The following is a 9,333-nucleotide window of genomic DNA, read 5'->3' as shown; positions in this document are numbered from 1 at the left end:
AGCCGAGCACCACGGCATTGACATCGTTGAGCGTGACGTTGTTGCCGCTGACGATCGACACTGCCCCGGTGAAATTGTTCGCGTTGTCGAGCGTGACGTTGTTCGCCCCGGCCGTGAGCGTCGTCGTGCCCGGCACGATGATGTTCCCGCTGTCCGTGATGGCTCCACCGGCCGTCACGTTGAGGTTGCCTCCCGCCGCGAGGGTGAAGGCCGGCAGTGCAACGGCTGTGTTATCGAATTGGAGAGTGAGATTCCGCAAGGCGGTCAAACCTGCGAGAGCCGGAACCGTCGCCCCTGCACTGACATTGCGAATCGACAGGTCCCGGAAATTCCCTAGCGTGCCGGCAAACGAGAGCGCTCCCCCGAAATTGTTGGCCTGCGTTCCCAGAAGAATATCCGTATTCGCCGCCGTGGCGGTAAACGATGTCGTCCCGGTCACATTGAGCGCGCCAGACTGGGTGAGGGCTCCGCCTGTCGTGAGGGCCAAGTTGCCGCTCACCGTGGAGGCGCCTACTACTAGCGCATTGGTGTCCCGCAGACTGACATTGTTGCCGCTCGTGACGCTGACCGTGCTGAAGTTGTTGGCCGAAGTTGCCAGGTTGATGGTGTTGGCCGCACCGGAGGTGAGCGTGGTCGCTCCGGTCACGTTCAGCACACCGCTCTGGGTCAGGGCTCCGTTCGTTGTGACGCCCAATGTGCCGGAGACAGTGGAAGCGGCCAGCACCAACGCGTTCGTGTCCGTGAGGACGACATTGCTGCCGTTCGTGATGCCGACCGTGCTGAAATTATTTCCGGCATTATTCAGCGTGATGTTGTTCGCGGCTCCGGCTGCCAAGGTAGTGGCGCCGGTTACGGCCAACGCGCCGGTTTGGGTCAGCGCTCCGGCGGTGGTGAGAGCCAACGTGCCTGAAATCGTCGAGGCGCCGAGCGTCAGCGTGTTGGCATCACGAAGCGCCACGTTGAAGGCCCGACTTACGCCGACCGCGCCGATGAAATTGTTGCCCGCGGTGTTGAGGGTAATGCTCGCCGCAGCGGCTCCGGTGGCGAGCGCGACAGTTCCCGCCGCGCCGGTGTTCATGGTCAGAGCTGCGCCCTGGGTGATCGCGCCGCCGGTCGTATTCCCTCCGACCGCGGTCTGCCCGCGAGTAGAAACCGTCGCAGTCCCGCCGTTCCCCGTCGTGATCGAACCGCGGAGAGAAGCCGCCCCTGTGCCGCCTGTCGGACTGTTGACAATGATCTGAATCGCATTGGCCCCAGCATTGGTGGTGGTGATGGAGCTGCCGGCGTTCATGGTGAAGTTCTGACCACCTGCCCCGTCGCTGTTGGCGTTAATCGTGACGCCGCCCGAGCCGGCGTTGACTGCGCCGGAGAGCGTCACATTGAGCGGAGAGGTCATCGAAATGTTTCCAGTGGTCGTCGTCAGGTTCCTGACCGTGGTGATGCTGCCGGGATCATAGTTTCCCGCCGTGGCAGGATCGATGTTCAGAGAGATGCTTCCTGTGCCTGAACTGAGATTTGCTCCGGCTGCGAATGTAATGTCTCCCGCAGTCCCGTTGGCCCGGTTCGCAACAATCGACGACGAATCGTTTGCGGTCATCGAGATATTTCCGTTGTTTGTACTGACGGCGGCGTTGACGCGAATGTCGCGACCGGCCTGCATTGCGATCCCGACGCCGTTGTTGGTCATCGCGATGGCATTCGTCACCGTTATATCGTTGTTGGCCTGGAGAACGACATTGGCTGCAGCGGCGTTGATGCTGGCGGGAGTGATAGTCACGTCTGCAGCCGGAGTATTCGCGAACAGATTGTTGACGCCGGGATTGTACGCGACGCCGCCCGCCGTCGCGATCGTGATATTTCGAGGATCCAACAGCAGGGTTCCGGCTGATCCGAACGGAGCTAACGCATTGACCGTCCCAAAGAACCCAAGGTTCTCATGACCTGAGACCTCGATCTGCCCACCGTTGCCGCCGAATGCTCCTCCGCGCGCGAGAATCGAGCCGCCGAATGTCGTGCTCTTGTCGGACCAGACCACGATGTTGCCGGCGCTCGAGTTTCCTACTCCGGACGTATTGATGAGACTGTCACTCGTCCCTACTGTCTGATCGGTGGATGAAATGAGGACACGTCCGCCTGGAGCGCCGTCGGCCCCCTTAGCGAGGATCGATCCGACCAGTCCCACTTGCTCGCCGGTGATCGTCACCTGCCCTTGCGCCGCCCCCGGTTGCGCGGCCGAGACGTCGATCGTTCCGGTGTTGAGGACGGCCCCGTCTGCATGCTTGATTTGGCCCAGGTTGGCTTGCCGTCCCACGGTGCCGGAGTTCGTGACGGGGTCCGATCCTTCCAAGCGAACGACCCCGCCGTGGTTCACGAGACTCTTGGCTCGAATGACCCCGCTTTGGTTGACGACGGATGAGAAGATGTCGCCGGAGGCCTTTGCCGACAGGATGACCTGCCCTCCGTCTGCCTGGATGGTTCCGCTATTGCTGACCGCCGAGCTCAGCGGCTTGCCGTCCATCCCCGTCACCTGGTCCAAGACCTTCCCGCTGATGGCGTAATTGATGAGTCCGTCACCCATGAGGTCCAGGGTCAGCTGTTGTCCCGAACCCAGCAACACCTTGCCGAGGTTGGCGACGATCAGGCCGTCATTGGCTACGCCCGGCGCCACAAGGAAAACGAATCCATGGTCTGACACCCGAATGGTGCCGTGGTTGATGACGCTTCGCAGGCCTTTCAGGGGATCTTGTGCAAAGAGATAGCGACCGGCCATGAAGTCGCTGTCGCGAATCTGCAGTGTGGTCGCCAGCAGCCCGCCCACATCGATCTGGGCTCCGGCACCGAAGAGAATACCGTTGGGATTCACCAGGAAGATCCGACCGTTGGCCTGCAATTGACCGAGAATGACCGAGGGATCGGCGCCGATCACCCGATTCAAGGCGATGGAACTCACCGACGGCTGGACGAAATGCACCGCTTCATGCGCCCCGATTGAAAAGCTCTGCCAATTCAGAATGGCCTTGTCGGTCGTCTGCTGAATATTCAGCGTGGTAGGGTTCGTCTGGTGAATAGTCGCATGTCCGCCGACGACGTGTCCGTCGCTGGGAAGGGCGGCAGCGAGGCTCGGAACCAAGAGCTGAAGGGATGCGAGCGCCATGCAAAGCATTTGGCGAAGCCCTGGCCACCGACGCCGGTGGCCGGAAATCGCAATTGTCTTGTCGGGGGGCTGTCGCCTCATCGCTCCGAATGACTCCTCTTAGTTAGAGTGTAGCCGAGGGACGGCGACTCGTCATGAGGCGAAGGGTGTGCCGTCATGCTGCTTAGAATCTCGCAATGGCCTGTATATATATGATTGGAGAGCGATCTCCCGAAATCGTGCCTCCGCTTGGCGTGGGTCCCAAGGGAAAACCTACGTCAAACCGCAGCTTGGTCGAATAGTACGGTAGCTCAGTCTGTAGCCCGAACCCCGTACCGGTCAGATTCGTTGACGCGACCTCGCCCGGTTGAGGATTCTTCAGCCGACCTGCGCCGTAATCAATGAAGACGTCCCCCTGCAAGTGCTTCAGCGGGGTGGGCATCAGAGAGGGGAAAATCGGGATCCGTGTCTCGGCGGAGAGGGTGTAGCCTTCGTCCACGAACCGTTCGCCGAGTTGATAGCCTCGCACTGAATCGGGTCCCCCCAGGAGCATCTGCTCGATGACGACGAGAGGACGAGTCGTCAGCTGGCCGCTTGCCCTCAGCAGCAACAGTACATCATGACCCAGGCTCTGGATTCTCCCGGCCGTCAAGGTTCCCTTCGTGAAGCGGTCGTCTGCGCCGGCTCTTGTCGATTGAGGGTCGTTGTTCGGCATGCCTCCCAACGCTTCGCCGAGTCCCTGGAAACCGTAGAGCGAGAAGTAGGTACGACCGGACAGGTCGAGGCGATCGTAGTTGACTCCCAACTTCAACTCCCGAATCCGGTCGTCTCCGGTTTGCTGGCTGAGCGTGAAGAGCTGATTGTTCTTTCCAGCGAAGCCGAAATCGGCGAGCAGGGACTGAAACCGCGTCTTGATGAAAGGGTGGTTCGCCGAGATATCAAACGTCTGAATACGGCCTTCGATGCCGAGGGCCGCCAGCTCCGCTCCCACGTTGAAGAGGCCTCCCGATCCGGACAGGACAAGCTTGGTTCCGTGTACGCCGATCGGGACAGCATAGGCGCCGAAACCGAAGAGCAACTGATCAGGATGATTTCCGATGATGCCGTTCAGGTTGAGCGTGGCGCCGTCGAACAGAACGTTCCCGGCTTCGATTCCGGCACCGACGCGGTAACGAGAAATCGTGTTGAAGCCGTAGTTGTTGAAGTCCAACGTGGCATGCAGCGGACGCTTGTCCTCGGCCTTGACCTGGATGTCGGTCGAGCCGGTCGAGGCACCCGGCTGCAAAACGGCCGAGACCTTCAGATCCGGATAATTATTCAGCAACAGCAGAGCCCGCTCCAACGCCACATTGCGGATGACGTTGTCTTCCATGGCTTGAGCGAAGCTGCCGCGGATGAATTCCGTTGAATAGTGCCGATTCCCTGTGACAACGATGTCTCCGACCCGACCCTCGAGTATGGCGATGTTCACCACGCCGAATCGGATGTCCTGCTGAGGAATATAGGCGGTGGCAAGAGTGTAGCCCTTATTCTTGTAGAGGTCCTGGACGGTTCCAGCCACACGTTCAAGGTCCGGTAATGCGAGCGACTGGCCGATATAGGACTGAGTCAGTCTCTCCAGCTCCATCTGCGAGACGACGGTGTTCCCCGTGAACGCAAACCCCTTTATCAGCAGATGGTCGCGATCGACGGATTCGCCGAAGCCAGCCGATGGGAGGATTAAGGAGACTGTGACGAAGAGATGGACGGCCAGCCACCAAAACCCCTGCACGTTGTGACTTGTCCCCTGGCCCATCTGGTGTCGCTTCACTTTGCCGCCGAGCTATGCAAAGATGAGCCGGTCGCTGTCGCTGTGAGGTGTCGCTTGTTGATCCGGTCGCTGCTCATTCCGCTCTTCATGGTGGCCACGGGCTGCGCCGTTTACCCTGACGCCTCTTCTGAGATTCGGAACAAGACCGAATCGGGTGAGGCCGAGCCGCCGCCTGCGGTCGAACGCACGGAGCCTCCCCAGCGGCCCACTACGACCTGTCCAGCTGGCATGCGAGGTTCCTGTTAACGTGCGCGAGACGAAACGGAAATACGTGCAATTGGATCGTCTGACCCTAGCGTGAATGGGTCAAACGGTCAATTTATTGTCAGTTTGTGTACGTATGCTGGCTCGTTCTCGTTGAGAACGATTGAGGAGCAGTCATGACCATCGGAGATACGACGAAGACGGAGATGAAGCGTGCCTTGGCTCGAGCCTTTCACGAGACTCGGTCGTTCAAGTGGGATTCAGAGAACGGATTCGTGCTGGCTTCCGGAGAGAGGAGTCCGTACTACGTCGATTGTCGCTCGCTCATGGCCTATCCATCGGCACGTCGTCTCGTCGGGATTCTGGCGAATGAAGCCTTGGTCGGAGACGAGATTGACTGCCTCGGCGGACTCGAGCTCGGCGCGATCTCGATCGCGACGACGATCTCGGATTGCGGATATCGGGGCAGTCCGCCGCGCGACTGGCGTACGTTTGTCGTGCGCAAGGAAGCCAAGGACCATGGTTTGGGGAAATTGATCGAAGGGGCCGTGCGACCGGGAGACCGGGCTCTCGTTGTGGATGATGTGTTGACCAGCGGAGGCTCTCTGTTGAAGGCGGTGGCGGCAGCCAGACAGACCGGGTTGATCGTACGACAGGCGCTCGTGATTGTGGATCGCAAGGAGCAGAACGGCCGTGCGCGCGTGGAGCAAGAAGGCGTATCGCTCATCGCGCTTCTGACGATCGATGATCTCACCCGTCAGCAAGCGACGACGGCCTGAGCGGCCGGTGACACCGATCGCTCGCGTTACTTGCATCGAAACTCAATACCCCATCGCCGCTCACGCACCATTTCTTGAGACCCCTGGACCGCGCCGACTATTCGAGCCCGACCTTTGGCTTCGCCCTCGCGGACGATGGTATAAAGACCGCCGCACTTTTCTTTGATCAACCCCAGCGCCTCTGTCCGAAACGAAGAGAGCATGGCCCCCTGGTCGGCCTTAAATGGGTACACCACGACACCGCTGTCTCCATTATCCTGTACGAGCTTGGCGCCTTCGGCACAACCGGCCAGGCAGATCAGCAGCAACGAGACCCTGAGGCTTGACCCGATCTTCATGAGGCTCCTATCATAGTTGTTGTCATCGGCTCTGTCGAACGATTCACCACGCTTGCCGTTGAGCAGGAGGTCGACCATGATCACACGACTATTGGCGCTCTGTGGAAGCGCTCTGTTGTTGTCCACGCTGACAATCGGTATCGTCTCGGCGCATCATTCGTATCTGCTGACCGTGCAGCAGTTGAAAGCCGGATTGAACAAAGCTTCGTCGACCTCCCAGAAAGGATTCATTCTGGTTGATGTCCGCTCAGCTGAAGAACATGCCGGGGGCTACATTCCGGGCACAGACTTCAACATCGATTTTCGCGAAATCAAGGCACGTCACCGGGAACTCGGCGCGGACTACGGTGATCACATCGTGGTCTATTGTCAATCGGGCCATCGCAGCAACATTGCGGCGGAGACGCTGGCCGATGTGGGGTACACGCGGGTGTACAATGTCAGCGGCAGCATGAATGCGTGGATGGAAGCGGGCTATCCCGTTGCATCAGCGGGGCGATGACTTACGCGGCGGGATCCCCTGGGAGAGCGTGGAGGGGCGTCTCGGGCTGATGCCGATGACGGCGGGCAATCCGATATGTCCCGCGCTCGTGTCGCCCAGGAACGACATCCAGGCGGCCCCAAGATTGGCGTGAGTCGCGTTGCGGCGCAGCACGGGAGCCAGCGCGACGTCGGAAGACGATCCTCCATCCATCGCCATGGCCCTCCGGATCGCTGGAAACGCCTCGTGTAGACATTGACCGATGTCGAACAACGTCGAAGGTTGAGTCGTCTTGACCACCAGCACCTGCCCGCCGGTCTCTTCCGCCAGGATCGTTTGATGTGCTTGTTTTCCGGATCGTCGCACGCGAATCGTGCCATTCTCATCTAACAGCATGAGTGATTGCGCCGCTTCTCGATATGGAACGTGCCGGACGTCAAAGGATTCGACAGAAAGGTCCAGAATCCTGACGGGAGGAGCCCCGGCCTCGGTCGGCTCCGCGACGAAGAGCCCAAGCCACGTCCCGTGTTGCTTGCCGCCGAGCGAGAGTCCGTTGCCGAACAACAGCCCAAGATAGGCGAAGTTTTCACGAAAAAGGCCGGCGTTGAATACAAGATCGTGCCCCATCCTCGCCTGCCATTCATGAATGTCGGGCGGTTGGGCCAGTCGCTCGTTTCGATAGTAATGCACCGCGAACCGATAGCGATCGGGGTCGATCTCGATCATGAGTAACGGCGGGACATCCGGACAGGGCGTCGCCCACAGCGTGACGCGCAATCCGTCGGTGAGATGGTCCCAGGTAGGAGGCTGGGCCCATGTCGTGGTCACGGTACCGGTCAGCGGTGTTAGGGATGCGAGCAAGAGCAAATAGAGACAACAGCAAACCCGGGTGAACCCAGTGGAACGGGATGAAGCATGCTGGAATATCATTGCCGGATGAGCGGGCATGACACTATTGCCAACGTTACCGCCTCCGTCCTGACGCACGCCCGGGCATGGCCTTTGGCCGGGGGACGGTCGTATCGAGAAGTTGGCGTACCGTCTGAGCCAAGACCTCTGGGGTGAACGGCTTCTGTAGAAATGCCGTGGTTCCATCCTCTTGGCCGGACAAAATCCCAACGTCGTCCGTGTAGCCAGACATGAACAAGATACGTAGATCCGGTTTGATGACCAATAGGTGGTTTGCCAGTTCCCGGCCACCCATGCCGGGCATGATCATGTCGGTCAGCAGCAGGTGCAAGGATCCGACGTGCTGGCTGGCGAGTAAACAGGCCTCGATGCCGTTTTTCGACTCGATCACATGATAGCCCAGCTTTCTGAGTTCGTCGCGAACCAGTATCCGCACGCTCGCATCGTCCTCGACCAGGAGGAGTGTTTCGGTGCCACGGCGGGGCGGAGCATGTTCCTCCTGCGCCGGTGAGAGGATTTCCCCCTGGACGTTGGGAAAATAGATGTCGAATCTCGCGCCGTGGCCCAGGCGGCTGCTGACATCGATCGCACCGCCGCATTGCGTGACGATCCCGAAGACGGTCGACAGGCCCAGACCGCTGCCCTTGCCCTCCTCTTTCGTCGTATAAAACGGCTCGAAGAGATGTGACCGTGTCTGACGATTCATGCCGCATCCTGTGTCGCTGACCGACAGTCTGACGTACGGCCCGGGAGTCAGCGGCCGTACGTGATACGGGGGACTTGTCGTGATGTCCACGAGAGCGGACTCGATCGTCAGAATCCCACCGTTGGTCATTGCGTCCCTTGCATTGACGACCAGGTTCATCATCACTTGTTCCAACTGGGCTTGATCGGCCCGGACCTGGCTGTTGCAAGGATCGAGTGCGATGGCTAGCCGAATGTCGGCGCCGATCACCCGTCGCAGCATGCCTTCGAGGTTCGTGATGACGCCGTTCAGGACGAGAAGCTTCGGTTCAAGGGGCTGCTTGCGGCTGAATGTCAGAAGCTGGCGGATCAGCATGGCGGCCCGTTCGCAGGCTCTGAGGGTTTCATCGATCTTCCCGTGCAGCGGATGGTCCGATCCCAGATCAGCCGACAGGACATGACTGTATCCCATGATGACGGTCAGCAGATTGTTGAAGTCATGGGCGATGCCCCCCGCGAGGCGTCCGACGGCTTCCATCTTTTGCGCTTGCCGGAATTGCTTCTCGCTCTGTCTGAGGGCCTGTTCGGCCCGTTGCCGCTCTCGGCGTTCGTCGCGCTCTCTTAGCGCCCGTTGGACGGAGGGTGCCAGCCTCCTCAGGCGCTGCTTCAGCACATAGTCGGTCGCTCCCTGATGCATCGCTTCAATCGCGAGTTCTTCACCGATCAAGGCGGAGACAAACAGAAAAGGAACTTCCGGAGCATATTGGCGGGCCAGCGCCAGCGCGCTCATACCGTCAAATCCCGGCAGAGAGTAATCCGCCAGGATCAGGTCAATGGCTCCCGTCTTGAGCGAGGCCAGGAAGGTGGTGCGGGTATCCACCCGCTGAGCAGCGCATGTCAGTCCTGCTTCGGTTAACGTCGCGATGACCAACTCGGCGTCGACCGGATTATCCTCAAGATGCAGCAGACGGAGCGGCTGGTTCACTTGTCCTTTA

At 59.8% G+C, this 9,333-nt stretch carries 7 protein-coding genes; 2 read left to right on the top strand and 5 right to left on the bottom strand.

Going from position 1 to position 9,333, the window contains the following annotated elements; genetic code table 11:
- Both P0111_17200 and P0111_17195 read right to left on the bottom strand, forming a co-directional pair.
- On the bottom strand, positions 1-3,154 hold a 3,154-nt coding region (locus P0111_17200; protein MDF0645766.1), incomplete at its 3' end, for a filamentous hemagglutinin N-terminal domain-containing protein.
- Positions 3,155-3,317: 163 nt separating this feature from the next.
- Positions 3,318-4,943, bottom strand: coding sequence for a ShlB/FhaC/HecB family hemolysin secretion/activation protein (locus P0111_17195; protein ID MDF0645765.1), 1,626 nt, complete (start codon positions 4,941-4,943; stop codon positions 3,318-3,320).
- Positions 4,944-5,323: 380 nt separating this feature from the next.
- Between P0111_17195 and pyrE the strand changes: the two genes are divergently transcribed.
- Positions 5,324-5,926 (top strand): orotate phosphoribosyltransferase, encoded by a 603-nt coding sequence (gene pyrE, locus P0111_17190; GenBank protein MDF0645764.1) that lies wholly within the window; start codon positions 5,324-5,326, stop codon positions 5,924-5,926.
- 26 nt (positions 5,927-5,952) lie between these two features.
- Here pyrE and P0111_17185 read toward each other — a convergent pair whose 3' ends face one another.
- A complete protein-coding gene (locus P0111_17185; GenBank protein ID MDF0645763.1) occupies positions 5,953-6,264 on the bottom strand; it encodes a hypothetical protein in 312 nt (103 codons plus the stop codon).
- Between the two features lie 76 nt (positions 6,265-6,340).
- Here P0111_17185 and P0111_17180 point away from each other — a divergent pair, with 76 nt between their 5' ends.
- Positions 6,341-6,766, top strand: a complete 426-nt coding sequence (locus P0111_17180) for a rhodanese-like domain-containing protein (GenBank protein MDF0645762.1) — start codon at positions 6,341-6,343, stop codon at positions 6,764-6,766.
- Here P0111_17180 and P0111_17175 read toward each other — a convergent pair.
- A complete protein-coding gene (locus P0111_17175; protein MDF0645761.1) occupies positions 6,752-7,573 on the bottom strand; it encodes a hypothetical protein in 822 nt (273 codons plus the stop codon). The two genes, P0111_17180 and P0111_17175, sit on opposite strands and share 15 nt — an antisense overlap.
- A gap of 136 nt (positions 7,574-7,709) precedes the next feature.
- Positions 7,710-9,323: a response regulator gene (locus P0111_17170; GenBank protein ID MDF0645760.1), complete on the bottom strand. Its 1,614-nt coding sequence runs from the start codon at positions 9,321-9,323 to the stop codon at positions 7,710-7,712.
- Positions 9,324-9,333: the final 10 nt, after the last annotated feature.

Source organism: Nitrospira sp., from assembly GCA_029194535.1.
GTDB lineage: Bacteria > Nitrospirota > Nitrospiria > Nitrospirales > Nitrospiraceae > Nitrospira_C.
The sequence above is the reverse complement of the archived record's forward strand: the minus strand, read 5'-3'. Positions and strand labels throughout refer to the sequence as shown.

Coding starts and splice junctions, on each gene's coding strand:
- pyrE (MDF0645764.1), top strand. CDS start 5,324: ATGACCATCGGAGATACGACGAAGACGGAGATGAAGCGTGCCTTGGCT.
- P0111_17185 (MDF0645763.1), bottom strand. CDS start 6,264: ATGAAGATCGGGTCAAGCCTCAGGGTCTCGTTGCTGCTGATCTGCCTG.
- P0111_17180 (MDF0645762.1), top strand. CDS start 6,341: ATGATCACACGACTATTGGCGCTCTGTGGAAGCGCTCTGTTGTTGTCC.